Below are 24,903 nucleotides of genomic sequence, written 5' to 3' on the forward strand. Positions count from 1 at the left end.
TTTGATATTTTTCGTATAATTTTGCAAGTTTTTGCCTTGTTCTTTCATAGTTTTTGCTTTGTCTTTTGCTTTCTTAATAATGATTTTTGTATAATTTTAATTCTTTTTTCTGTTTTTCTTAACCATTTTGGATTTTCTACCTTTGTTCCATCAGATAAAATAGCAAATTCTTTAATTCCTAAATCTATACCTACTTTTTTATCTATTTTAGGTAATTCTTTAATTTCTTCTTCTACAAGTATAGAAGCATAATATTTGCCTGTTGGCGTTTTTGATATAGTTACAGATTTAATTTTTCCTTCAAATTGTCTGTGTTGTTTTATTTTTATTTTTGTCTTTAACTTTGGAACTTTTAGATAACTACCTTCAAGTGTTACTGTTCCATTTTGATTATTTGTAGTATAAGACTGGTAACCTTTCTTTTTCTTGAACTTTGGAAAGGCTGTTTTTTTATCTCTAAAGAATTTTTTATATGCTTTTTCTAAATTAAGTTGTGCGTTGGAAAGTGCAAGACTATCTACTTCTTTTAGAAAAGAATATTCTTTTTTATATTGTGCAGGTGTATTGTTTAGCATTTCTCCTGTTTGCTTATAATGTTCTATTCTGTCATGTAGCATTTTGTTGTATATAAATCTTACACAACCAAATACTTTAGCAAAATATTCTTCTTGTTCTTTTGTTGGATATATCCTGTATTTATAAGCCTTTAGCAAAATTACACCTCCTTCCTGTAATACTGATTATATCATAAAAAAGAATTTATCAATCAACATTCATCACCCACTTATAGAAGTGGGCGACTTCTGTTACTCTTTAGTTAAAGATCTTTTTAAAGAACAAATCATCTAAATAGCACCATTGCAGAAATGGGTGCAACCTTTACCTTGTCTCCATATATTTTATATAAAGCATCAACTCCTGCAAGCCTTCCATCAACAGCAACATTCCATACACCATTTGGAATTTTTATATCTACCGCACTTTTATTGGAATTATATATTACAATTATTTCCTTCCATGCATCCCTAGGATAGTCTATTTTAAAGGCAACTGTCCTTGATGGGCAGTCTAAAAATTTTAAATATTTTTTTATGTCTTCACAGGAATTTAATCTAAAGGCAGGATGTTCCTTTCTAAGTTTTATAAGCCCCTTTACGTATTCAAATACATCCCTAAACTCATATTTTCTATCCCAGTCAACAGAATTTATTATATCAGGAAGGTTATAGCTATTTTCATGCCCCTGTTTTGTTCTACAAAAATCACATCCTAAGTGGATAAAGGGAACACCTTGGCTTGTTAAAACTATCGCCTGAGATAATTTTTGAATTCTAACCCTCTCTTCAACAGAATCCTCTTTATTTGTTATGCTAATCTTATCCCAAAGGGTATGATTGTCATGGCAGGAGGCATAATTTATGGATTGATCAGGAGAAATAAAAGGTCCCTTTAAACTCTCGTCATAGTTTATTGCTGCTACAACTCCCCTTTTTATATCGTGTTCTCTACTTTCTCCTCCTGCAAATCCCTTTTTCTCCGCTTCAAAGGTATGTCCCCTTATGGCATCCCTTATTATATCATTAAAGTATCCAATATTTGGAGTTTTATATGCATTCATCTGTATAGCCTTTTTATCATGTTCTAAATAAGTATTAAGGTCCCAACCTTCGCCATAGATGATTGCGTTTGGATTTATTTTCTTTAGTCCATCATATATCTCATTAATTGTATCTACATCTAATAGCCCCAAAAGGTCGAATCTAAATCCATCAATATGATACTCCTTAGCCCAAAAGATGACCGAATCCTTAATAAACCTTCTTACCATTTTGTTTTCTGATGCAACATCGTTTCCACAGCCACTGCCATTTGAAATATTTCCAAATTTATCGCATCTAAAGTAGTAGCCTGGAAATATCTTTTCAAAGTTGCTTTTTTTATAATCATAAACATGATTATATACAACATCCATAATAACCCCAATGTTGTTTTGGTGAAGTTTTTGAATCATTGTCTTTAATTCTCTAATCCTTTCTTTAGGTTCATAGGGATTTAAAGAAAAACTTCCCTCTGGGGCGTTATAATTCTGAGGATCGTATCCCCAATTATATCTCTTAAACTGATCCCTTTCGTCAACGCTCTCAAAGTGAAAATCATAAAAGGGAAGTATTTGAACATGACTTACACCAAGCTCCTTTATATGCTCAAGGCCGGTTGTAACTCCCTTTTTAGAAAAAGTTCCTTCTTCAACAAGCCCTAAAAACTTCCCCCTTTTTTTGATGTTACTGTTTTCATTTGAGGATATATCCCTTATGCTAATCTCATATATTACTGCATCTACATAGTTTTCAAGTTTAACATATTTGTCCTTTTGCCAATTATAAGGATTTGTTTCCTCTAAATCTATTATGGCAGCCCTTAGTCCGTTTATTCCCACCGCCTTTGCATAAGGGTCCACAACTTCTTCAATTTTATCATAAATTTGAACTTTATATGTATAAAAATATCCTTTATATTTTAAATCTACTTCCCCTGAGAAAACCCCATTTTTCTCCTTCATGTTAAATATGATGGGTTCTTCTTGAAGGCTTGGATCCCCATTTTTATATAAAACAAGGTCTATACTTGTCGCTACAGGGGACCAAACTCTAAATTCAATCTTATCATCTAAAATCCTGCAGCCTAAAAATCCATCATAATAATATTTTTCATTAAATTCTTCTGTTTTAAAAAGATTGCTATAAGGAACTTCAAAGCATTTGTCTTTTATACTAATATAAGTTTTTCTTTTAATATCAACGGGTTCGGACAAAATAATCTCACAATGATCCTTTTTTTATTTAGAATACTAATTTCTATGGGTTCACTTTCTTGATAAACTTTAATATTTTCCCATTCTATCTTTTCAGCATCTTCACAGTATATTTCAATTTTATAAAACGTCACAAAAGCTGCCTTCATATTAATCCCCCCATTACTTAAAATATTTCCCCTGCCATGTATCCCTTTCTTCAAATTTCTTATCTATCGCATTTAAAACCTCCCACTTTTTAAGGCTCCAAAGAGGCTCTATAATAAGGCTTCTTGGGCTATCTCCGGTTAACCTATGAACAACCATATCCTCCGGGAGCCTTTCAATGCAGTCTACTATTAAATCGACGTATTCATCCATGGATAAAAACTTTAACTCCCCTCGTTTATAAAGTTCAACAAGCCTTGTTCCCTTCATAAGATGTAGAAGATGTAGTTTTATCCCTTGGGTATTAGTGTGGGCAACAAAGTCAACGGTTTCAAGGATTCTTTTTTTATCCTCACCAGGAAGTCCTAAAATAACATGTGTTACTACATCTATATTCCTTTTTTTAAGTTCCTCTATTGCATTTATATATGTTTCTAAGGGATAACCTCTGTTTATAAGTTTTGCCGTGTCCTCATGAATGGTCTGAAGACCAAGTTCCACCCAAAGATAAGTTTTTTTGTTTATCTCATCTAAAAGGTCTAATACATCCTCAGGAAGACAATCTGGCCTTGTTGCAATTGCAAGGCCAACAACACCATCTATATTTAAAACCGCCTCATACTTTTCCCTCAGCACTTCAACAGGAGCATAAGTATTTGTATAGGCCTGAAAATAGGCTATATATTTTCCTTCCTTCCACTTTTTATGCATCATTTCCTTAACTTCAAAAAATTGTTCTACTAAATTTTCCTTTGTTCCTGCAAAATCTCCAGAGCCCCTTGCACTGCAGAAAATACATCCTCCATACCCTGCTGTTCCATCTCTATTAGGGCATGTAAATCCTGCATCTAAGGATATTTTAAAGACCTTCTCACCAAACTTTTGCCTTAAAAAATAGTTCAATGAGTAGTATCTTTTATCTCCCCAAAGTTTCAATCCATCACCTTCTTTACACATAAGTCATTCATGTTTAATTTTATTTCTAAATTATAAATTTTGCAATAAAATTAAGCTACCCCAAAATAGAAGTAGCTTCAGATTGTAGACAAACTCTCATTGGTGTTTAGACTTTGCAAGAGCCCCGTGAATGGATTTCAAAAAGGCATCTCTCATGAGCTCTAGCAATTCTTGCTTTTCGACTTTTCAAAAGTCCGTAATTCTGCACACGGACGTGCAGAGCCGAGTGGACGACACGGATGTCGGCTCACGAGGGTAGGACTTTTGAAAACAAAGAAAAGCTTAGAATTGCTTAGCGAAATGAGCGAATGCCAGGGAAATCCTTCACGGGGCTTATCAAAAACAACTTTTTCAACAGTCTGAAGCTACCTCAAAATAAAGGTAGCTTAATTTATATAAAAAGAGGGGGGGATCAAAACTCAACAGATTGATAAGTTTCAACTATAAAGTCAAATTCCTCTTCATCCTTTATCTCTCCAAATCTATCTTCGTCAATATCTGGATAATAATACAAAACATATTTTTCTTTTGATAATAATCCCTCAATGATTATATACTGCCTGTTTAATTTTGCATCCATTAATGTTGCCAAAACCTTATACTTTTCCCTTTTACCTGTTTTCTCATTTGTAAGGTCAAGATAAAAATCATCATGGAATCTTACATTTATCCTGTCATGGTCACATGAGACAACATTAGAACCTTCCCTGCAGCCTAAGCATCCATCAAATTTACACCCAACAGAACAATTCAGGCATTTACAACTTGAGCATTTTTGAAGCTGCTTAAATTCCTTGTTAAATTCAAACTTATATTTTTCTAATTCATCTATTACCTTTCCATTTGAAAAGATTGAAAATATCCCCGCTTTGTTTAATTTTGTTTCAGCTTCTTCTAATTTTTCTATATATCTTTTTAAAACAGGGAGCTTAGTATAATACCTCCTTGTCTTAAGCTCCCTTGTATCTAAAAAGGGGGAAACATTATCAATAGCAAAGGATAAATCAGAATACATTTTGCCGTATTTTTCTTTTTCTTTGTCTAAAAACTCTCTAGCCCTCATATAATCACCCTAAATTTTCTTTGTATTTTCTAAGTTCTTCATCTAAATCTATCTTTTCAAGTTCTTCAAACTCTTTATCTAAACTATCGTTTCTTAAATCTTCCAAACCTTCTGCTATCGCTTCTTTTCTTTGGATCTTTCTTTCTATTTCGTCAAGGCTTATGCTGTTTGTTTTGGATTTTATATCAAGAAGTATCTCATTAACCTTTTCTGCGGCCTTTGCATTGTTGTATCTCGCTGCTGCTTCATCCCTATATCTTCTTGTTTTTTCTAACTCTTCTTCAAGTTCCTTTAGTTTACTTTTTATGATCTCAGCTTTTTTAGAAGCTTCTTCGTAGCTTTTTTGTAAATCCTTAAAAACTTTTTCTTCATAAAGTTTTCTCTCAAGGGCCTTTTTAGCAAGTTCTTCATTCCCCTTTGAAAGGGCAAGTTTTACCTTTTCATCAAATTCTTTAATGTTTAGTTTTGAATTATCGATCTTTTTCTCGATTTCATGAACATTTCCTAAAATTTCTGCAGCAGAAATTCTTGCCTCATTTAGTGCTTCTTCCATATCCCTTATCTTTTGATCTAAAATTTCAATAGGATTTTCAATTTCGTCCATAGCCTTGTTCACCTTTGCTTTAAAAATGTTTGACATTCTTTGTAGGATACCCACATTAACCACTCCTTATCTTCTAAATATTTTAAATATGATATATAAGACTAATAGAAAGACTATAATTTTAAAGATAAAGTTAATTAACGACACTAAAACAAAACCAGTATATACAGACCTAAATGGGCTTCCCCAAAATCCTCCCCAAGGGACAGGAATTGGGATGTAATTTTTTGGTGTATAGCTTTTTCTTTGATAGCTCTTTGGAAGGGGCAAAGTATATTTTGGTGTAGATTTAAATGTTCCTGATTTAAAGCCTCCGCTGTTAAAGGGACTGGATTTAAAGCTCCCTGATTTAAAACCACCCCCACCTGCCTTAGGCGCAGCATTAACTAATTCTAAAAAAGGTGTTATGAAGGATGTCAAAAGCAATGTAACCGCAAGCCAAAAACCCAATAGCTTTTTCCTCATCTTCAAATCCTCCTTAATCAATCATCACAACTTTATTATATAGTATTTTATACTATATATCAATGGTATTTTGACTTTATTTAATGTATTTTGTCCCCATTTATAGTTTGTTTATTTCCAAATCTCAAAATTTCTCTATTTTGCTTTCGATTTCTTTGATTTTTAAAAAACTTGTCTTTTGATATTATTATATTATATCGATTATTCAATCTTGTTTTATGGTATATTATACTATATAATATAATTAGATCTTTATAGGAGGGAAAAATTATGAACAATATAAACCTTTCTGATAAATTAGTTAAGCTCGCTGAAGATATTTCAAAAAAGTCCATAATAGCCCTTGATGATCTTCCACCCTATGACCTTTTTTTATCCCAAGTTACGGATTTTTTAAACAATAAATTAAATGAAGAATACACCAGCAATATTATCCAAAACTATATAAAGGCTGAAGTTATTTCAAAACCTGAAGATGGTAAAAAAAGAGGCTACACAAAGGACCATCTAATCCAATTAATACTTTTAAATTATATGCGTCCAATACTTACTACAGAAGAAATTAAAGAGGTTTTCAATCTTGCCTTCAATAAAATAAACGAAAAAACCGACGACCTTATAACCTGGGAATTTGCATATGAAATATTTGTCGATCTTCAAAAAGAAACATTAAAAAACTTCATTTCAACAAGCCAAGAAACGGAAAAGAAATTGAAAAAGATAATTGACAGCAAAAACTTAAACGATAATGATAGCAAAAAGCTATTAATCTTTTTAACAGTAATATCCCTTATAGCCCAAGCTACTGCATATAAAAAGCTTGCCCATAGCCTATTGGAAGAATTTGAAGAAAAATAAATTTAGGGCATAGTTTTATGAATAACTATGCCCTTTTATCATCAATAACTAAGATTTAAACATTCATAACCTCATATGCTTAAAACATCAAATGTAGTTTTTAATATATTATATAAATTTGAATATATTCCATATAATCTTTCATACTTTTTGGCATTTTCTTCATTAGGATAAATCTCATCTACAACCTTTATAAGACTTTCGCAGGCTTCATTAACATCTTTATAATAGCCATATCCTACAGCTGCAAGAATAGCAGCCCCTAAAGCAGGTCCTTCTGTAGAATTAATTATTTCTATTTTTTTATTAAACACATCTGCAATTATTCGCCTCCATAACCTGCTTTTTGCGCCACCACCATTTAACCTTACTGTATTTATATTTATTCCCATATCCTCAATAAGTTTTAAGGAATCTTTGAGTCCAAAGGCTACCCCTTCTAATATAGATCTGGTCATATGATACTTATTATGAATCATGTTAAGACCAATAAATGCTCCTTTAGCATTTGGATCACTATATGGAGTTCTTTCTCCCATTAAATAAGGCAGGAATAATAAATTGTCGCTTCCAGCTTCTACTCTTTCTGCTCCTTCTAGTAGCTCATCGTAATTGTTATTATTAACATTTTCAACCCACCACTTTAAACATAATGCCGCTGAAAGCATAACCCCCATTACATGCCATTTACCGTTAGCATGACAAAAGGAATGTAGTCTGTTTTCCTCTTCTAAATAAAAATCATTTAAAGATGCAAAAACTACACCTGAAGTTCCAAGCGATACAGTTACCTCCCCATTCTTAACAACTCCAGTTCCAATAGCTGCTGCTGCCTGATCACCGGCTCCACCAACAACCATAGTTCCTTCCTTTAATCCTGTCTCTAAAGCTGCTTCTTTTGACACATATCCAGTGCATTCATAGGATTCATATACTTTTGGTAATAATTCAATTGGGATATTTAGTTTTTTTAAAATAAAATTTGACCATCTTCTATTTTTAACATCAAATAGCAATGTTCCTGATGCATCAGCAACATCTATAGCTAATTCTCCGGTTAATTTAAATCGTATGTAGTCCTTTGGTAAAAGAATATAGGCTATTTTATCATAAATATCTTTCCTGTTATTTCTTATCCATAGTATTTTAGGTGCTGTGAATCCTGTTAACGCTTTATTTCCAGTGTTTAAAGATAAGTCTTTTTTATTAATAAATGTATTAATATAATCACATTCCTTTTGCGTTCTTTGATCGCACCAAAGTATAGCTGGATATAGAACGTTAAAATTTTTATCAAGCATTACTAAGCCATGCATCTGACCGCTTAGTCCAATAGATTTTATATCATTAGAATCTATTCTATATTTTTCAATAAGTTCTCGTATTCCTTCCTTAGTAGCATCCCACCATTCTTTTGGGTTTTGTTCTGCCCAATTAGGAAAAGGAAAATATATATCATATTCTTTAGACATGCTTGCAACAATATCACCGTTTTCATCGACAAGTATTATTTTTACCGACGAAGTTCCAAGATCTATTCCTAAAAAATACATAAGATCACCTCTAATTTATTAATCAATAAAAGAAGGAGGGAATTGAAAATTCCCTACCCAAATATTATCGAATTCAATATATTTTCCAAATACTCTTGTCTTCCGCTACCAATGTTTTTAACTTCTCCAATTGAAAGAGCATATTGTTCTAAGTCTTCTAATGTAACTTTTCCGTCAAGTATGTCCTTTCCTATACCCTCTTTGTAGCTTGAGTATCTTTCTTGGATAAATTTATCTATTCTACCGTCTTCAATAATCTTATATGCTATTCTAAGCCCTAATGCAAAGGCATCCATTCCTGCAATATAACCAATAAACATATCCTCAAATGTATTAGATCCTCTTTTTGTTTTTGCATCGAAGTTTAATCCACCCTTTGTAAATCCACCAGCCTTTAAAACCTCATACATACAAAGAGCCGTATCATACACATTAGTCGGGAACTGATCGGTATCCCATCCAAGTAAAAGATCCCCCTGGTTAGCATCAATTGAACCAAATACACCGTTTACCCTTGCTATTCTAAGTTCATGCTGAAAGGTATGTCCTGCTAAAGTTGCATGATTTGCTTCGATATTCATCTTAAATTGTTTATCAAGTCCATATTTTCTTAAAAAGCTCAAAACAGTTGCAACATCAAAATCATATTGATGCTTTGTTGGTTCTTTGGGTTTTGGTTCTATGTAAAAATCACCTTCAAATCCTATTTTTTTCGCATAATCTACTGCTAAATTTAAAAATCTTGCAAGGTTATCCATTTCAAGTTCAAGATTTGTGTTTAATAAAGTTTCATAACCTTCTCTACCTCCCCAAAAAACATACCCTTGTCCTTCAAGCTCCTTTGTTATATCAAGGGCTTTTTTAACCTGGGCACCTGCAAAGGCAAATACATCAGCATAGGGTGATGTTGCAGCTCCGTGGGCGTATCTTGGATGGCTAAATAGGTTGGCCGTTCCCCATAAAAGCTTTTTATTATACTGTTTCATAAGCTCCTTAATAAATTCAACTATCTCGTCTAATGCCCTGTTGGTTTCCCTTAAAGAATCATATTCTGGCGCTATATCTCTATCATGAAAGCAGAAGTAATCAAGATTTAATTTTTCCATAAATTCAAATGCTGCCAATGCCTTGTTTTTATATATTTCTATTTTGTCATTACCTCCAAAGCTTTTATCTAAAGTCCCTCTACCAAACATGTCAGAGCCTTCTCCACACATTGTATGCCAATAGCTCATAGAAAACCTTAAATGTTCCTTCATGGTCTTCCCGCCAATAACCTCGTCAGGATTGTAAAATTTAAATGCAAGCGGATTATCGGATTTTGGCCCTTCATATTTTATCTTATTAATTCCCTTAAAAAACTCCATATTAATCCCCCTATCATATTGTTCTTCTATTGATTATTTCTTTGTATTTGTAAAAGCTTACTTTTTTGATCCTCATTTGATTTTTAAAATCTACATAAACAAGTCCAAATCTTTTTGAATAACCATAACCCCATTCAAAATTATCAAGCAATGACCAGTAAAAATATCCTTTTATATTCAGTCCCATTTCATTCATCTTTTCAACAGCCTTTAAATGTTCAATTAAGTATTCTATTCTGTCAGTATCATTTATTTGCCCATCCACTAAATTATCGTCCCATGCTGAACCATTTTCAGTTATATATATTGGTAAATCAGTATATTTTTCTCTGACCATTTGGATTAAATCGATAAATTCATCTGGTGACACATCCCACCCCATGCTTGTCTTTTTATATTCAGAATATGCCCCCCTAAATAAAAGTATTGACATAGGATCAAACTCAACAAGAGATCTGTTGTAATAATTTATACCTAAAAAGTCGCACCTTGCCCCTATTATATTAAAATCTTCTTCCTTAATAAAGCTAAAATCAGATACTCTATTTGAATATAAATTAACCATATCTTTTGGATAGCTTCCTTTAAAAAGAGGTTCTAAAAACCACCTGTTAAAGAATCCATCACAATTATTTGCTGCAATTTTATCCTTAAACTCTCTGCTTGCAGGATAACTTGGGCTTAAGTTTAAAGTAATTCCAATTGGCTTTTTCAAACCAAGCTTTCTATATAAATTTACCACCATTCCGTGGGACAATAAAATATGGTGGGCAACCTTTAAGGCTGCTTGAAGATCTCTTTTTCCTGGTGCATGTTCTCCTAATGCGTTGGATAAAAAGGAAGCACACCAAGGCTCATTATGGGTTATCCACATATATATATATTCATCTAATTCTTCAAAACACTTTTTTGCATATTCTACGAAATACTCTATATTTTCTCTTTTCTCCCATCCACCTTTATCCTGAATCCATTGAGGCAAATCCCAGTGGTATAATGTCGCAACAGCCTTAATTCCCTTTCCTTTAAGCTCCTTAAGTAGAGTTTTATAAAATTCCATTCCCTTTTGATTATATTCTCCTTCTTTTGGGAAAATTCTTGGCCAAGCAATTGAAAATCTATAGGCATCAACGCCAAGCTCTTTTATGAGTTCAACATCCTCTTTATATCTATGGTAATGATCGCAGGCTACATCACCATTATCCATATTTAAAACCTTTCCCTTTGTCTTAGAAAATGTATCCCAAATAGAAGAAGTCCTACCATCCTCATTAAAGGCTCCTTCTATTTGATAGGATGAAGTTGCAACTCCAAATAAAAAATCCTTAGAAAAAGCCATTTTATCCCTCCATTAATCGCTGATCCGCATGCAGCTATTTCTCATTATTAGTCTTGTAGGTATTCTAATTTCATAGGGTTCATCGATAGGTTTATCTTCAATTAGGCTCACTAAAACATCTGCAGCTTTTTGACCAATCAGCATTCTATTTTGTTCTATTGTAGTAAGGGGCGGAGTCATAAAGGATGAAAGTTTAATATTATCAAATCCTATTATCGAGATATCCTCTGGAATTCTTACTCCCTTTTCCTGAAAAGTTGTCATAGTAACATAGGCAATATCGTCATATGCTACAAAAACAGCAGTTGGAAGATCATCAAATGTTTTTTGTAGAAATTCGAGGGCAGCTACCTTCCCAGCCTCATGTGTATAATCCTGAGCTTCAACTACATATTTGGGATTATATTCTAATCCCTTCTTCTCTAAAAATTCCTTATATGCTTCAAATCTTTCTCTTCCTGCAACACTATCGAGGGGGCAGGCAATATGACCGATTTTTCTATGCCCTAAAAAGTAAAGATACTCTAATGCCTGAAGGCTTCCCATCCTGTTATCCGAAATAACTGTATATACATTAGGGTATAAGCCTTCCACTGAAACGCATTTTAAATCACTATCTAACAGACATTGAATTTCCTCTCTAAATTTTGCACCAACTGCAAGCAAGACTCCATCTACACCCCTATAAAGGCAATGTTCAAGGTATGAGGAGGCTTTATCCCCAAATCTTTTACTTATAAATACAATGTCATAGCCATATTCGCTAACTCTTAAGTTAAAGCTTTGAAGTATTTCACTAAAATGTGGGTGCGTAATTCCTGCGTGAAGTTCCTGAGATAAGACAACACCAATGAGCCATGTCTTTTTAGTTGCAAGAGCCCTTGCACTATTGTTTGGCGTATATCCTAATCTATCTGCAACCTCCATTATTTTTTTGTATGTCTTTTCGCTTACTGATTTATAGTTATTAAAAGCTTTTGAAACCGTCGCTGGTGAACATCCTGCTTCCTTTGCAACATCATAAATTGTTACCATAGGCACTCCCTCTATTTCTAAATTATTCTAATGATTCATATTTAAAATAATAATAATCTGCGTAGGCACTGTAATCCTGCATATCAATGCAACACATGCCAACAAATGCACCAGTAAATCCAAGCGGATTTGCATATTCGTCTGACAATATAGTCACATCAATGTCATAAGGAATTTCATTCCAATTTAATCCATCCTTTGAGTAAAAGAACTTACCCTTTTCAAATTCAACCTTTAGCTTAAGATAAATCTTCCCATCACCGACTGGTATCTCTTCTATTGGCATTGAAAATTCACCATTGTTTATAACCAAGATTCCAAGGCATTTTTCCCCTTTATTTTCATCATAGGATATTCTTAGAAAATATTGATTTAATTCGTCATATCTATATAAAAGTCCTGCCATCTTTTGAAAATGATTAAAATTAAATTCCAAACAGGTTTCTGCTTCAAATTTAAAATCCGTTTGTCTTCTAACTAAAATATTTTGATGATGATTCGACATCAAGGATTGTCTACCATAAAGCCTTAAAGCTCCATTTTCCAAAATTTCATATTCAACAGGTCTTCTTAAAGACATGAAATCATATTTAAACTTTTCATCATCAAATCTATATTCATATAATTTGTTTTCAAGCTTATCACCATAGCCCGCAAATTCTAATGGAGGTTCTAAACCTTTATCCTTTAAATATGGCCAATCATCGATCCACACTACCTCTGCTATTGATGTTTCCCTGCCAAGAGGGCACCTTCTCTTATCGCTAATTGGCCTACCGCACAAAAAAGCAATCCACCATCTGCCATCCGGCCCTTCACATAAACTTCCATGTCCTGCCTTTTGAATATATAAATCCTTATTAAATCTCGAAGTTACTAAATGGGCATTAGGATGCAATTCATATGGTCCATAGATATTTTTTGAACGTGCGACCGTTACAGCATGGTCATATACAGTTCCACCTTCTGCTGTAATTAAATAATAATAGCCATTTCTTTTGTAAATATGTGGCCCCTCAACAAGACCAAGTTCCGTTCCCTTGAAAATTTTTATAGGTTCCGATATTGGCTTTAGCGTTTCAGGGTCAAGTTCGGTTAATAATATACCTGAAAATTGTTCTTTACCTTCTTTTCTATAATCCCATTCCATATTAACTAAATATTTTCTTCCATCATCATGAAACAAAGAAGGATCAAACCCAGAGCAGTTTATAAAAATTGGATCGCTCCATGGCCCTTCAATTGTCGGAGCCTTTATAATATAATTTGGAACATCCTTAAAAGGTCCAAAGGCCCAATTTTTAACATCCGTAAATACCAAATAAAAATACTTTCCATCATAAGATAGGCATGGAGCCCAAATACCTCCTGATTTAGGGTTTCCTATCATATTTAATTTATTTAAATCATCAAGGGGAGATTTAACCCTTTCCCAATTGGCAAGATCTTTTGATTTTGATATCGCAACCCCTGGAAAATATTCAAAAGTTGAATTTGCAATATAAAAGGTTCCATCAACACAAATTATGCTTGGATCAGGATGAAAACCAGTTAAAACAGGATTTTTTATCATTCAAAACACCTACCTTACGTCATTCTTTAACCGATCCCATTGCAATTCCATTAACAATATATCTCGAGAATAAAATATATACTATTAGTATTGGGATAATCGATACTGCAAGTCCTAAATATATGCTTCCATACTCTGTTCTGTAAACGTCTCCTCTTAATGTTTGCACAAGCATTGGAAGGGTATACTTTTCCATCTTTGATATTAATACAAAGGGCGTAAAGAAATTATTCCATGAACCTACAAAGGCAAAAATGCCCATAGTAACTGCCCCAGGTTTTGCAATTGGAAGCATTATCTTATGAAATATAGTAAGCTCGCTACATCCATCTATTCTTGCAGCTTCAATAAGTTCTTTAACTATTGTTGATTCTAAATATTGAATTGCAAAAAATATCGAACTTGGTGCAGCAATCGCTGGAACAATCAAAGGAATATAACTATTTAATAGGTTTAAGATGGACATATATTTATAAAAACCAATTATAGCAACTTGAGTTGGAACCATAACCAATAGAATAATAAAGGAATATAAAAATTTTTTTGAAGCAAAATCATAAACATGAATTGCATATGCAAACATCATTGAAAAATAAACTGTTATAACAGTAACTAAAACTGAAATTAAGGCACTGTTGAAAAATCCCCTCCAAATATTAAAACCTCTATTAGTTAAATTTCTCCAGTTAACAAGTAGGTTTTTACTCGGCAATAAACTTACTCCCTGTTGTATTTCAGGAGTAGATCTGGTTGCATTAACAAGTAGTATCCACAAAGGAACTACACACATCAATAACAATATAACCAAGATAAAATATATAAAAGCTCTCATAATCTTTGTTTTAACCGTGTAATTCATAAGCTTTTACACCTCTATTTATACTTTTTATTTCCCTTTTACTCTCCTTTTCTTTTAAGAGCTTAATAATAATTAGTGCTGAAATGCATGTTACCAAAAATATCATAACCCCTACACTTGCAGCAGCACCAATGTGCCCCTTATTGCTTGAAAATTTCATATACATTAATATGTTCATCGTCATTATAGAACCATTTGGAGAACCTCTACCATCTGTTAACATATAAGGAATATCAAACATCTGCATTCCACCAACCAACGAAGTTACAAGTATATAAACCAAGACGGGTCTTAACAGAGGGAGTGTTATTTTGGTAAACATTTGCCATGAATTTGCGCCATCCACCATCGCAGATTCATAAAATGAAGGTGAAATAGAAGTCATTCCCGCCATTATAATAATCAATGTAGTTCCAAACCACATCCACCACTGAATAAAGGCAACTATGCCAACTGTCCAGGTGCTGCTTCTAAAAAAATCTATTGCATCTTTAAAAAGCCCTATTCTTACTCCAATTTGATTAACTGGGCCATAATATGAAAACAAATTAAAAAACAAAACCGCAATAGTCGCTGGCATTAATATATTGGGAAGATAATAAATTGTTCTCCAAAATCCTACAAATTTTATCTTAAGCCTTGTGCTTGTAAACCAAACTGCAAGAAGCATAGCAATACCAAGCTGCGGTATAAAGTTAATGAGCCAAATTTTCCATGTATTTAAAAAGGATTGAATGAAAAACCTATCTTCAAACAACTTCTTAAAATTTGCTAACCCAATAAATTTATAACTTTTACTCATAAGAGTCATATCAGTTAAGCTTAAATAAAAAGTATAAACAAGCGGATAAAGGCTAAAAAGTAAAAATCCTATTATAAAAGGTGCTGTAAAAATGTATCCATAATGGTTTTTGTTTATTCTTGAATGTTTCTTCTTTTTTAAAACCTGTTCCAAGTCCTACCCCCCTTTTTTTAGTTTGATGAGAACTGCGCAAGGCAGTTCTCATCAAAAATTCTTATTCAACTATTAAATCAGGCAATGTATTTTTAACAGCCTCTTTAAATTGTTTTATCGCCTGTTCCTTTGTCGCTTTACCAGACACATAATTGTTAAGCGGGTCATTTAGTGCACGTTGAATTGCATCATCTGTTCCTTGCAAAAGTTTCAAACTAATGTATGGAGCTGCTTCTGCAAAACTTCTATAGGAGTTTTGTCCTGCGAGGAATTTTGATGTTGAAGCATCGTCAAACTTATCAACTATCTCTTCTACGACCTTTTGACTTGATACAAAGTCTCCAGGGCCTTGGGATAGTTTATCTCCTATATTTGGATCAATCTTTTTAAGATATTCATTTGTATAGACTCCTAATGCCCAATTCTTTAAGTTTTCCTCATCTAATGTAGCAAACTTTACAAAATCCTTAGCAAGTTCTAAATTCTTTGTGCCTTTTACAACCGCAATCCAAGTTCCACCCCATTGATATGGCATTGGCCCTCTAATGCACGCCCAGTCACCTGAAGTGTCCTTTCCTACCTTCTTAGTCTTATCAGATCCTTCAACTTTGACTTCCTTTGGTGAGGAATTTGGCATCAAAACATAAGGAAGTCCCCAAGTTGGAAGGAAATATGAAAATACCTGTTTTGGATTACCCTTTGCGTCAACTAATGAATCGTTCATTCCAGCAAACCAACCCTCTTGCCATTGATTTGCTTGGGCTTCATAGCCATTTTGTCTAAAGGATTTTGCTATCTCAAACAATTCGTCTACCTTTGGATCAATATATAATTTCCCATCAACCACCCAGGGCTTTTCTCTATTAGCAAAAAATAAATTTGTAAAATCCCCAACTGACGCAACCATATAAGTATTTCCTTTGGACTTTTCCTTAACTATTTTAGCTGCCTCTTCAAATTTTTTCATATCAGATACTAACTCTTGAATCTTTTCTGGATCATCAGTTCCAAAATATTTCTTTGCAAGGCTTCTTCTGTAGAACATTGCACCTGGAGTTGCTTGGTATGAATAGGCTTTGACTTGTCCATCATAAGTTGCCATGTCGATTGTAAATTGATATGTTCTTAGCTCTTGGGCTAATGGAAGTAAATCTGAAAGATCTTCCAAATAGTCGCTTTCAATAAACTCCCTAACAAAGGACGCCTCAAGGGCTATAATGTCAGGTGCTTCACCCGATTGAAGCGCTGATTTTAACTTAGTTTGATATTCCCCATTAGTCATTGGGATCATAGTGTATTCGATTTTTACATCTGGATGTTTCCCCCTATAAGCTACTGCCATTGTCTTGATTTCATCAGTAAAGGACCATATCTTTAAAACTTTTTCACCAGTTTGATTAGAATTTGCTTGTTCTTCTGTCTTACCACAACCACTAAACACACTAACTGTAAGCAAAAGAACAAGAAGCATTGAAATTAGTTTTTTCATTAACACCCTCTCCCCCTTATTTTTTTATAAACACAGAAAAAGAAACCGGTTTCCTTTCCAAAATAATCTTATCATATTTTTCTGAATATTTCAATAACTTTTTTAATTTTATTATTAGGAAACATTGTTTCCGAGCTAATAAGATAGTTGCATTGATTTCGATTTTATTTAGGAAATCGGTTTCTAATTTTTGTCGTTTTATAGGGAATATTGTGATTTCATACCTAATAAAAGTATACTTTTTTAACTTTTTCCGTTATAATTGTTTAAAAGGAGGCGATATTGTGCATAAATTTGACCCCAAAAACTTAAAAAAACTTGATAATCCCACAAGAAGAAAATATATGCCACCATATAAAACCCTTGAAAAATTTGGCCTTAAGTCAAAGGGAACAGGAACATTTTTAGATATAGGATGTGGAATAGGGTATTTTACAATTCCTGCGGCAAAAATATTATCAAACGGAAGAGCAATTGGAATCGATATTTTGCCTGAAATGCTAGAACATGCTAAAGAAAGGGCTGAAGGTTTAAATAATATAGAATTTAAACTTTGCGAGGAATATAAATTTCCTATAGAATCCGAATCAATAGATTATGCAATGCTATCAAACGTATTACACGAAATAGAAGATAAAAACAAATATATTAAGGAAATAAAAAGAACATTAAATAAAGATGGACAGATTTTTATCATAGAGTGGAAAAAAGTCGAAACCAATTATGGACCACCTATAGATCATAGGATATCTCAAGAAGAAGTTATAGAATTATTTCAGTCAAATGGTTTTAAACTGCTAGAATATGTTGAAGTTTCGAAATATCATTATGGTCTAAAATTTATTAAATAAATTGTCGAATTACGCAAATTAACATTTTCTTAACAATTTTTCAATAGCTTTTTAATATAGTTTTGTTACTATTAAATTGTCTTGATTCCCCCCTTTAACATAGATTTACTTTTAAAAAAAGCCGGCATTTGCCGGCTAAATTACTTTTTTGTAAGTATTTCTTTTTGAAGTGTTATTACCCCTTGGTCTAATTTATATTGCTTAGAATTAACAACTACATTTCCGTTATAATTACTAACTATAAGCTCAAATTCTTCATAATCATCATATCCGTCATGTTCTTTTTCAATATTTATTTCCAAAATATCCTTTAATCTCATTGAGATTTTGTATAAATTATATTTTCCTTCCTTATATTCAAAGCTCTCACCGTCATCTTTATAGTGGTAATATGCCCCATCTCCTGGATAAATATCTAAAATCAATTTATTCATTTTCTTTTGCCCAACATAATTTTGTTCTTCAAAATTAGGAATTATGCTTCCTTTTTTAATAAAAATTGGACAAATATCTAATGGTGCTTCCTTTAATATGTATTTTCCACCCTCATATTCTTCCTTAGTCCAGTAATCTATCCAAGTGCCTTCTGGCAGATAAACCGCCCTTATATTTTTACCCTGTTCAAGGATCGGAGCAACTAAAATATTCTCGCCAAATAAGAATTCATCATTTAATTCATATGTGTTTTTGTCATCTTGATAGTGTAAGAACAAAGGCCTCATTAGCGGTAAACCAGTTAATTCACATTGATACATTAAATCATAAACATATGGTAAAAGCTTATACCTTAACTTAATATACTTTCTATTAATCTCCTCTGTCTTTTCATCAAAGGCCCATGGCTCTTGATCCCTTGTATGAATGCAGGAATGATTTCTAAAAAGAGGGGTAAAACATCCAAGCTGCACCCATCTTGATAAAAGTTCACCTGTTGCATCAAATTGGAAACCTCCAACATCAGTTCCACAAAAGGCAATCCCTGATAAACCTAAATTTAAAAGCATAGGAACTGCCATCCTAAGATGTTCCCAAAAACTATGATTATCTCCAGTCCAAACCGTTGAATACTTTTGTGTTCCTGCGTAGCATGCCCTTGTTATAACAAAAGGTCTTTTATTTGTATAGTCCTTTATACCTTCATATGTAGCCTTTGACATAAGGTGACCATAAACATTATGGATTTCAAGGTGATTTGTTGGCCTTCCATCGTTTTTAAATTGAACATCCTCAGGTAATGGTCCCTTAAATGAAGCAGGCTCATTCATATCATTCCAAATACCAGCAACTCCATCCTGAAGCATTATCTTTTGTTTTTCTGCCCACCATCTTCTTACAGCTTCATCTGAAAAATCAGGATACAGAGCTTCTCCTGGCCAAACCTCATTTATATAGGGAATGCCATCCTTATCCGTTGCAAAATAACCATATTTTAGTCCCTCTTCATACATAAAGTATCCTTTGTCTTTTTTTACTCCTGGATCTATAATTGTAACTACTTTAAATCCCATATCCTTTAATTCTTTAATCATTTCTTTATGATTATTAAATGCTACTTTATCCCAAGTAAATACCCTATAACCATCCATGTAATCAATATCAAGATGAATAACATCGCATGGGATGTCCTTTTCCCTAAAGGTTTTGGCAATTTCTAATACCCTTTCCTTAGGAGAATAACTCCATCTTGACTGTTGATATCCTAATGTCCAAAGCTGTGGAAGGGGAGTTTTTCCTGTAAGATATGTATATCCTTCTACTACATCAGTTACCTTAGGTCCATAAATAAAGTAATAGTCTAAGTTTCCATCATCAGCTGCAAAATAGTAATATTTTTCGTTTTCCTTGCCCATGTCAAAATAAGTTTTAAAGGTATTATCAAAAAATATTCCAAAGGATGCATTCTCCCTTAAGGTTATAAAAAATGGGATGGATTTATATAAACTTACAAAGCTTTCAACATGTGGCCTTGGATCATCAGTATTCCACATCTCATAATAATAGCCCCTTTTATTTAGGTGTCCTGTTTTTTCACCCAAGCCATAGAAATATTCATCACCTTGCATTTTCTTTACAATTTCTATTTTATATTTTCTAAAGTTTTCTTCTATTTTAATGCCCTCACCCTCAGCAATTTTGCCATTTCCCCTTCTTATGAATGGCTTTCTGTCTTCCCTATAGTCTTCGCAAAGAATTTTCCCATCCTTATCAAAAAAATCCACCTTAAAATCATCATGGATTTTAACAATTAACTTATCTGTTTTTAGGATTAGGCAATCATTATTATAATTCACATGAAAATCAGTCTTTATTATCTTTAGGCCCTCTATAGCCCTTGAAAAATGATCTTCATATTTAAGGGGAGAAAAGACATTTATAATATCATCCTTTATTACTTCAATAAAGCCTTTACCATTTTCAAATTGTATTTCTAATTTATTATCCTTTACAAAATAAAACATAATTTTACCAAACATTGTCCCAACCCTCCTAAATTAACATTTTATTCACAATCTCTAAATACTTTTTTAATATTATCCTGTTATTATGAAAATGTAGGATGAAACAAGCATCATACATAAGATACCCCCCCTCTTTAATATAGATTCATAAAACCCCTAATATTACCTCGCCAAACGGCGAGGTTTTTACTTTTTTGTTTCACTTTTAAAATTTTCACAGATTAATTTATCCAATATTTGATAAATATTTGACGCAAGAAGTATTCCAAAGGCAATAGCTCCTGCCGTTGCTGCTGTTTCTATTCCTTTGTTTATCCCTTTCTCCAGTTTTCCAAATACAAGCAAAGTTATAGTATCAAAGGCCATGATTCCTGGAACTAAAGGATACATCCCTGGAATTGAAAAAACATAGGCTGGGGTTTTAAGCCTTCTTGCCATTATTTCACTATAAAGTCCTACAAAGATGGCAGCCAAAAATGTAGCATATATTCCCCTTGAGGAATATTCAAATAAAGCTTTATATATTATCCATGCAAACCCACCACAAAGACCAGCCCAAAATAGATTATATCTTTCTATGTTAAATAATATAGCACCGGTAAAACTTCCGATAAAGGCTAGTAAAAATTCCTTCATAGCATCACCCATCCTAATCCTAATGTTAGTGCAAATCCGACTCCAGCTCCTACTGATGCAGCAATAAAAAGGGCTTCTCCAAACCTTGCAAAGCTCGATATAAGGTCTCCATATAATGCATCCTTTATTGCATTTGTCATAGCAATCCCTGGAACTAAAATCATTATAGAGCCAATAATTACTTTATCTAAATTTACAGCATTTATATAATTTTTAAATATCAATGTTAATATAGCTGCCAAGAAACCCGATAAAAAATATTCAAAAAACTGAAAAAATCCCAATCTTGAGATCTTTTCTTTTACTATATAAACTATACAGGTTATTATAAGGGCTATAAGTGCATCCAATAATTTACCATTAAAAAGCTGCGTAAATGAAAAGGCCACAATTCCGGCACTAAAAACCCTTAAAGGATACTTAAAATAAGGTAATTTTCTTATCTTTTCAACCTCACCTATTATCTCATCATAATTTAGATTTTCGTTTTCAATTCGTCTTGAAAGATCATTTAAAAGATCTATTCTGTGAAGGTCAACGGTTCTATCCTTTATTCTTTTAACACATGTAATAATCCTTCCATCATGTGTTTTACCTGTTGCCGAAAATCCAGTTGGCATAACAAAACTGTCAAGTTCAACTTCATAAGATTTTGCTATTCTTTTCATCGTGTCTTCTACTCTATAAATTTCCGAACCGGAACTTAATAACATTTCACCTATCTTTGTTGTTATTTCCATAACCTGTTTTAATTCCATCTTTATCACCACCTTTTTAATTGTATCATAATTTTTTAATTATTTTAACAAAGTAAACACTAAATTAACAAAATCTTATCAAAAAACAAAAGCCGCAAGAGCGGCTATTTTAAGTTATTAATAATTGAAATTATAGTTTCTTTAACATGCTTTGCTATTTCATTTAATCCTTCATTCTCAAAATTTTTTAAAATGTATTCAGGATCCATAAATCCCACTTTTACTTTATCTGCTTCCTCATACACAGCTATTTTACAAGGTAAAAAATATCCAACCTTTACGTCCTTTTCAAGGGCTTCCTTAGCCTTGTAGGGGTTGCATACCTCTAAAATAGTAAAATTACCATCGTATGCAACTCCCTTTTCCTTTAACTTATCTTGAAAATTTAATCTCCAAATTACACCAAACTTTGCTTTTTCGAGCTTTTCAGCAATTTCGTCCAGAACATCTTCATACCTCTTATTAACTTCAATTTCATAAATAAATTTATCCATAGCATCACTCCTTAATATTAATTTTTGGATGCTACTTAATATTTTGTTTATCTATAGTATAATTATACAATAATTAGCAGCTTAAGTGTATAATAAAATTTTAAGACTGTCCAAAACTGGATAGTCTCAGATTGTAGACAAACCTTCTTTGGTTTTCAGACTTTGCAAGAGCCCTGGAAGGATTAGAAAAGGCATCTCTCATGAGCTTTAGCAATTCTTGCTTTTCGACTTTTCAAAAGTTCGTAATTCTGCACATGGACGTGCAGAGCCGAGTGGCCGACACGGATGTCGGCTCACGAGGGTAGGACTTTTGAAAACAAAGAAAAGCTTAGAATTGCTTAGCGAAATGAGCGAATGCCAGGGGAATCCTTCACAGGGCTTATCAAAAATGACTTTTTCAACAGTCTGAGACTATCCAAAACTGGACAGCCTTTTTATTAAATTCGCTTTCTAAATTAATTCATTTATGAAATTTAATATATATTCTTTATCTAACATGCAACCTTTTTTACGATCTCTCCATTTTCACGCAGGCAAAAGCGCACCTTTTATACAAACAAATATGAAATTGCGTTAAATAAATATCCAATTATAATTATCCCTAATGTTACTATTGTTATAAAAATTCCAAGTAGTTTTGGTTTTACTACCTTACTTAACATAATCATGGAAGGTAAGGAGAGCGCTGTTACCGCCATCATGAAGGAAAGGATTGTTCCAACCCCTATCCCCTTCATGAATAATGCTTCTGCAATTGGTAATGTTCCAAAAATATCAGCATACATTGGAACGCCGACTATAGTTGCTAAAATTACAGCAAAGGGATTATCTGAACCTATTATCTTTTCAATTACATTTTGTGGAATCCAGTTATGAATTGTAGCACCAATTCCAACACCAATTAAAATATAAAGCCAGACTCTACCTATTATTTCTTTTACCTGATCCTTTGCATAATCTATTCTTTCTTTCCTTGTCATCTCTGGAACTTCAATATCAACATTTTCGATTTCCCTAACATAACCTTCAACATATTTTTCAAGATTCATTTTATCTATCAAAGTTCCACCTATTACTGCAAGAACTAAACCAAATATAACATAAGCAATTGCTATTTTAGGACCAAAAAAGGACATTAAAAGAAGAAAGGAAGCTAAATCAACTAATGGTGATGATATTAAAAAGGAAAAAGTTACGCCTATTGGTAGTCCTGCTGAAGTAAACCCTATAAATAAAGGTATGCTAGAACAGCTGCAAAAAGGTGTTATCGTTCCAAGCATAGCCCCAAAAATATTTCCCTTTATCCCCTTTATGTGTCCTAAAATTTTCTTAGTTCGCTCGGGAGGAAAATAGCTTTGAATATATGAAACTATAAAAATTAAGATTGAAAGCAGTATAAAAATCTTTATAGTGTCATAAATAAAGAAGTGGATACTTCCTCCAATTCTCTCCTTCACAGATAATCCTAAAACTTTTTCAACAAAATATCTTACCAAATTTGAAAGCCATACCATTTTTAACAATTGATCGTTTATAAAATTAAATATTCCCATATACTTTCCTCCTTAATTTGACATAAGTTAAGCATGCATATCGCATGCTTATCCTTTTAATATATTTTTAACTTCTTCTGCAGTTAAAACCTTACCAAAGGATTTTACCTTTTCATCAACAACAAGTGCAGGTGTTCTCATAACACCATACTTCATGATTTCCTTAAAATCTTCAACCTTTTGGATTTCTGCTTGAATTCCAAGCTCTTCAACTGCTTTTTTTGTGTTTTCCTCAAGTTTTTTACAGTTTGCACAACCAGAACCTAAGATTTTGATTATCATAGTTAGCCCTCCTAATCCTTAAGTTTTTGAAATTTATTATCAATGATTTGACGAGCGATAGATATTAAGTCCTTTATTTCTTCGTCCGCAAGACTATAATGTATATTTAATCCAACCTTTTCACTCTTTACAATTCCTGCATCCTTTAATATTCTAAGATGCTGCGAAAGATTTGATTGGCTAAATTCTATATCTTGGTTTAATACGCAAACACATTTAGGACCATCAAGAAGATAATTTATTATCTTGTATCTAATTGGATGGCCTAAAGCTTTAAAAATCTTTACAACAAGTTCATCCTTTGTCATTCTAAGCCTCCTTTTAAAAATGTAAAGTTGAAATAAATTATTATTTTAGTATTTGCTTATATTCTAAAACTTTTGGTTTTAAATGTCAATAAAAACTAAATAAATTTCTTTTATATATTGAAAAATTCTATTATAATGAATAATATAATACATAATTTCAATACTAATAAAAGGGAGGGACTAATGTGGATATAAAAATTTCTAAGGAAATAGCGGAACAAATAAAAGATATTCTTGCAAAGGAAGGTAAATCTGCAATAAGATTTGAAGTTGTTGATTTTGGTTGAGCTGGTCCTGTTTTTGATGTTGTTCTGGATGAACAACGCAATTTAGACGAAGTTGTTGAAATAGAAGGAATAAAATTCGTCGCTGAAAATAGTATAAAGCCATTTATAAGAAACATTGAAATTACAATATCTGATGGAAAACCAGCAATAGTTCAAACTGGTTGCTGCTGCTAAAAAAGTCCCATGCTAGTCTTTTTAT

The 24,903-nt window shown here is 32.7% G+C and carries 23 protein-coding genes and 1 pseudogene; 2 read left to right on the forward strand and 22 right to left on the reverse strand.

The features are described from left to right. The 7 genes and pseudogenes from CAAU_RS00685 to CAAU_RS00715 all read right to left on the reverse strand — a co-directional run. A pseudogene (locus CAAU_RS00685) lies at positions 1-713 on the reverse strand (RNA-guided endonuclease TnpB family protein); the annotation flags it as partial. Positions 714-841: 128 nt separating this feature from the next. Continuing rightward, the gene (pulA, locus tag CAAU_RS00690) at positions 842-2,812 is read right to left on the reverse strand and encodes a type I pullulanase (RefSeq protein WP_008907509.1); all 1,971 of its coding nucleotides are present in this window, start codon (positions 2,810-2,812) and stop codon (positions 842-844) included. After that, positions 2,767-2,961: a hypothetical protein gene (locus tag CAAU_RS00695; RefSeq protein WP_008907510.1), complete on the reverse strand. Its 195-nt coding sequence runs from the start codon at positions 2,959-2,961 to the stop codon at positions 2,767-2,769. The genes pulA and CAAU_RS00695 overlap by 46 nt, the downstream gene beginning before the upstream one ends. A gap of 13 nt (positions 2,962-2,974) precedes the next feature. Next, positions 2,975-3,895, reverse strand: coding sequence for a tRNA modification radical SAM protein MnmL/YtqA (mnmL, locus tag CAAU_RS00700; protein WP_008907511.1), 921 nt, complete (start codon positions 3,893-3,895; stop codon positions 2,975-2,977). A gap of 433 nt (positions 3,896-4,328) precedes the next feature. Beyond that, on the reverse strand, positions 4,329-4,979 hold the full coding sequence (locus CAAU_RS00705; protein ID WP_008907512.1) for a hypothetical protein: 651 nt from the start codon (positions 4,977-4,979) through the stop codon (positions 4,329-4,331). Positions 4,980-4,983: 4 nt separating this feature from the next. Further along, positions 4,984-5,637 carry a PspA/IM30 family protein gene (locus CAAU_RS00710; protein ID WP_008907513.1) on the reverse strand — a complete coding sequence of 218 codons (654 nt, stop codon included), beginning with the start codon at positions 5,635-5,637 and terminating at the stop codon, positions 4,984-4,986. A 12-nt stretch (positions 5,638-5,649) separates the two neighbouring features. After that, the gene (locus CAAU_RS00715) at positions 5,650-6,048 is read right to left on the reverse strand and encodes a hypothetical protein (RefSeq protein WP_008907514.1); all 399 of its coding nucleotides are present in this window, start codon (positions 6,046-6,048) and stop codon (positions 5,650-5,652) included. A 270-nt stretch (positions 6,049-6,318) separates the two neighbouring features. On the opposite strand from CAAU_RS00715, the gene CAAU_RS00720 reads away from it, so the two are divergent. After that, positions 6,319-6,906 (forward strand): DUF1836 domain-containing protein, encoded by a 588-nt coding sequence (locus CAAU_RS00720; protein WP_008907515.1) that lies wholly within the window; start codon positions 6,319-6,321, stop codon positions 6,904-6,906. A gap of 71 nt (positions 6,907-6,977) precedes the next feature. Here CAAU_RS00720 and xylB read toward each other — a convergent pair whose 3' ends face one another. The 8 genes from xylB to CAAU_RS00760 form a co-directional block, all read right to left on the reverse strand. Continuing rightward, positions 6,978-8,459, reverse strand: coding sequence for a xylulokinase (gene xylB, locus CAAU_RS00725; RefSeq protein ID WP_008907516.1), 1,482 nt, complete (start codon positions 8,457-8,459; stop codon positions 6,978-6,980). A gap of 53 nt (positions 8,460-8,512) precedes the next feature. Next, on the reverse strand, positions 8,513-9,826 hold the full coding sequence (gene xylA, locus CAAU_RS00730) for a xylose isomerase (RefSeq protein WP_008907517.1): 1,314 nt from the start codon (positions 9,824-9,826) through the stop codon (positions 8,513-8,515). Between the two features lie 13 nt (positions 9,827-9,839). Continuing rightward, positions 9,840-11,165 carry a GH1 family beta-glucosidase gene (locus CAAU_RS00735; RefSeq protein WP_008907518.1) on the reverse strand — a complete coding sequence of 442 codons (1,326 nt, stop codon included), beginning with the start codon at positions 11,163-11,165 and terminating at the stop codon, positions 9,840-9,842. A gap of 12 nt (positions 11,166-11,177) precedes the next feature. Beyond that, positions 11,178-12,200 carry a LacI family DNA-binding transcriptional regulator gene (locus CAAU_RS00740; RefSeq protein ID WP_008907519.1) on the reverse strand — a complete coding sequence of 341 codons (1,023 nt, stop codon included), beginning with the start codon at positions 12,198-12,200 and terminating at the stop codon, positions 11,178-11,180. A gap of 22 nt (positions 12,201-12,222) precedes the next feature. Next, a complete protein-coding gene (locus tag CAAU_RS00745; protein WP_008907520.1) occupies positions 12,223-13,773 on the reverse strand; it encodes a glycoside hydrolase family 43 protein in 1,551 nt (516 codons plus the stop codon). A 19-nt stretch (positions 13,774-13,792) separates the two neighbouring features. Next, the gene (locus CAAU_RS00750) at positions 13,793-14,632 is read right to left on the reverse strand and encodes a carbohydrate ABC transporter permease (RefSeq protein WP_008907521.1); all 840 of its coding nucleotides are present in this window, start codon (positions 14,630-14,632) and stop codon (positions 13,793-13,795) included. Further along, on the reverse strand, positions 14,616-15,587 hold the full coding sequence (locus CAAU_RS00755; protein ID WP_008907522.1) for a carbohydrate ABC transporter permease: 972 nt from the start codon (positions 15,585-15,587) through the stop codon (positions 14,616-14,618). Before CAAU_RS00755 ends, CAAU_RS00750 begins: the two co-directional genes overlap by 17 nt. A 61-nt stretch (positions 15,588-15,648) precedes the next feature. Beyond that, positions 15,649-17,076, reverse strand: coding sequence for an ABC transporter substrate-binding protein (locus CAAU_RS00760; protein ID WP_008907523.1), 1,428 nt, complete (start codon positions 17,074-17,076; stop codon positions 15,649-15,651). 284 nt (positions 17,077-17,360) lie between these two features. Here CAAU_RS00760 and CAAU_RS00765 point away from each other — a divergent pair, with 284 nt between their 5' ends. Then, positions 17,361-17,927 (forward strand): class I SAM-dependent methyltransferase, encoded by a 567-nt coding sequence (locus CAAU_RS00765; RefSeq protein WP_008907524.1) that lies wholly within the window; start codon positions 17,361-17,363, stop codon positions 17,925-17,927. A 140-nt stretch (positions 17,928-18,067) separates the two neighbouring features. Here CAAU_RS00765 and CAAU_RS00770 read toward each other — a convergent pair whose 3' ends face one another. From CAAU_RS00770 to CAAU_RS00800, 7 genes are all read right to left on the reverse strand, one after another. Continuing rightward, positions 18,068-20,401, reverse strand: a complete 2,334-nt coding sequence (locus tag CAAU_RS00770) for a glycoside hydrolase family 31 protein (protein ID WP_008907525.1) — start codon at positions 20,399-20,401, stop codon at positions 18,068-18,070. A 171-nt stretch (positions 20,402-20,572) separates the two neighbouring features. Beyond that, positions 20,573-21,022, reverse strand: a complete 450-nt coding sequence (locus tag CAAU_RS00775) for a threonine/serine exporter family protein (protein ID WP_008907526.1) — start codon at positions 21,020-21,022, stop codon at positions 20,573-20,575. Beyond that, positions 21,019-21,780 (reverse strand): threonine/serine exporter family protein, encoded by a 762-nt coding sequence (locus CAAU_RS00780; protein WP_008907527.1) that lies wholly within the window; start codon positions 21,778-21,780, stop codon positions 21,019-21,021. The genes CAAU_RS00775 and CAAU_RS00780 overlap by 4 nt, the downstream gene beginning before the upstream one ends. Positions 21,781-21,884: 104 nt before the next feature. Next, entirely contained in the window at positions 21,885-22,274 is a 390-nt protein-coding gene (locus tag CAAU_RS00785) for a DUF302 domain-containing protein (protein WP_008907528.1), read from the reverse strand. A 548-nt stretch (positions 22,275-22,822) separates the two neighbouring features. Continuing rightward, positions 22,823-23,827 (reverse strand): permease, encoded by a 1,005-nt coding sequence (locus CAAU_RS00790; protein ID WP_008907529.1) that lies wholly within the window; start codon positions 23,825-23,827, stop codon positions 22,823-22,825. Positions 23,828-23,875: 48 nt separating this feature from the next. Then, entirely contained in the window at positions 23,876-24,109 is a 234-nt protein-coding gene (locus CAAU_RS00795; RefSeq protein WP_008907530.1) for a thioredoxin family protein, read from the reverse strand. Positions 24,110-24,120: 11 nt separating this feature from the next. Next, positions 24,121-24,417, reverse strand: coding sequence for an ArsR/SmtB family transcription factor (locus CAAU_RS00800; RefSeq protein WP_008907531.1), 297 nt, complete (start codon positions 24,415-24,417; stop codon positions 24,121-24,123). Positions 24,418-24,903: the final 486 nt, after the last annotated feature.

It is taken from the genome of Caloramator australicus RC3 (genome assembly GCF_000297115.1).
GTDB classification, from domain to species: Bacteria; Bacillota; Clostridia; order Clostridiales; family Caloramatoraceae; genus Caloramator; species Caloramator australicus.

Excerpts from the sequence above, each read along its gene's own strand:
- CAAU_RS00715 (WP_008907514.1), bottom strand. The coding sequence starts at position 6,048 with ATGAGGAAAAAGCTATTGGGTTTTTGGCTTGCGGTTACATTGCTTTTG.
- CAAU_RS00770 (WP_008907525.1), bottom strand. The coding sequence starts at position 20,401 with ATGTTTGGTAAAATTATGTTTTATTTTGTAAAGGATAATAAATTAGAA.
- CAAU_RS00720 (WP_008907515.1), top strand. The coding sequence starts at position 6,319 with ATGAACAATATAAACCTTTCTGATAAATTAGTTAAGCTCGCTGAAGAT.
- CAAU_RS00780 (WP_008907527.1), bottom strand. The coding sequence starts at position 21,780 with ATGGAATTAAAACAGGTTATGGAAATAACAACAAAGATAGGTGAAATG.
- CAAU_RS00785 (WP_008907528.1), bottom strand. The coding sequence starts at position 22,274 with ATGGATAAATTTATTTATGAAATTGAAGTTAATAAGAGGTATGAAGAT.
- CAAU_RS00795 (WP_008907530.1), bottom strand. The coding sequence starts at position 24,109 with ATGATAATCAAAATCTTAGGTTCTGGTTGTGCAAACTGTAAAAAACTT.
- CAAU_RS00775 (WP_008907526.1), bottom strand. The coding sequence starts at position 21,022 with ATGAAGGAATTTTTACTAGCCTTTATCGGAAGTTTTACCGGTGCTATA.
- xylB (WP_008907516.1), bottom strand. The coding sequence starts at position 8,459 with ATGTATTTTTTAGGAATAGATCTTGGAACTTCGTCGGTAAAAATAATA.
- CAAU_RS00760 (WP_008907523.1), bottom strand. The coding sequence starts at position 17,076 with ATGAAAAAACTAATTTCAATGCTTCTTGTTCTTTTGCTTACAGTTAGT.
- CAAU_RS00790 (WP_008907529.1), bottom strand. The coding sequence starts at position 23,827 with ATGGGAATATTTAATTTTATAAACGATCAATTGTTAAAAATGGTATGG.
- CAAU_RS00740 (WP_008907519.1), bottom strand. The coding sequence starts at position 12,200 with ATGGTAACAATTTATGATGTTGCAAAGGAAGCAGGATGTTCACCAGCG.
- CAAU_RS00695 (WP_008907510.1), bottom strand. The coding sequence starts at position 2,961 with ATGAAGGCAGCTTTTGTGACGTTTTATAAAATTGAAATATACTGTGAA.
- xylA (WP_008907517.1), bottom strand. The coding sequence starts at position 9,826 with ATGGAGTTTTTTAAGGGAATTAATAAGATAAAATATGAAGGGCCAAAA.
- CAAU_RS00735 (WP_008907518.1), bottom strand. The coding sequence starts at position 11,165 with ATGGCTTTTTCTAAGGATTTTTTATTTGGAGTTGCAACTTCATCCTAT.
- CAAU_RS00750 (WP_008907521.1), bottom strand. The coding sequence starts at position 14,632 with ATGAATTACACGGTTAAAACAAAGATTATGAGAGCTTTTATATATTTT.
- CAAU_RS00705 (WP_008907512.1), bottom strand. The coding sequence starts at position 4,979 with ATGAGGGCTAGAGAGTTTTTAGACAAAGAAAAAGAAAAATACGGCAAA.
- CAAU_RS00745 (WP_008907520.1), bottom strand. The coding sequence starts at position 13,773 with ATGATAAAAAATCCTGTTTTAACTGGTTTTCATCCTGATCCAAGCATA.
- CAAU_RS00800 (WP_008907531.1), bottom strand. The coding sequence starts at position 24,417 with ATGACAAAGGATGAACTTGTTGTAAAGATTTTTAAAGCTTTAGGCCAT.